Raw genomic sequence first — 431 nt, forward strand, 5'->3', positions numbered from 1 at the left:
CCGTGGCGGGGCCTGGGTGGCGGATCGAGGCGGGTTCGTCGGGTTTCTTGACGCGGTAGCTGGTGTGTCGGGCGCGTTTGGCGACGCGGGGGCAGGTGCGGTGGCGCCGGGGCGGGTTGAGCCTGCGGGTGATCTCGGTGTGGAAGGCGGGGAGCTGGGCGTTCCAGTCCTCAGGGGGGAATGTCCGCCGTCCCGGTGGCGGAACGGCGGACCAGGCGCGGGGTCCGGGCGAATCCGACCCGGTCGGGGTCGATCTCGGCGGCTTCCGCGGCGCGGGCGATCAGGGCCGTGAGCGCGTACTGGACGACCAGCCAGGACCACATCTCCTGAACGGCCAGGTCCGGCGGCCGGGACCGCGGTACTTTTCCGGGGCCGCGGAGATGGGTCTTGAGCTGGTCGTTGGAGGTTTCCTCCTCCCAGCGCTCGTTGTA

Annotated in this window: 1 pseudogene; it reads right to left on the minus strand. The window is 71.7% G+C overall.

From position 1 onward, the window contains the following. Positions 1 to 170 precede the first annotated feature (170 nt). Positions 171 to 431 (minus strand): annotated as a pseudogene (locus MXD60_RS26315) (IS4 family transposase); the annotation flags it as partial.

It is taken from the genome of Frankia sp. AgB32, assembly GCF_023243045.1.
In the GTDB taxonomy this organism is placed as follows: Bacteria; Actinomycetota; Actinomycetes; order Frankiales; family Frankiaceae; genus Frankia.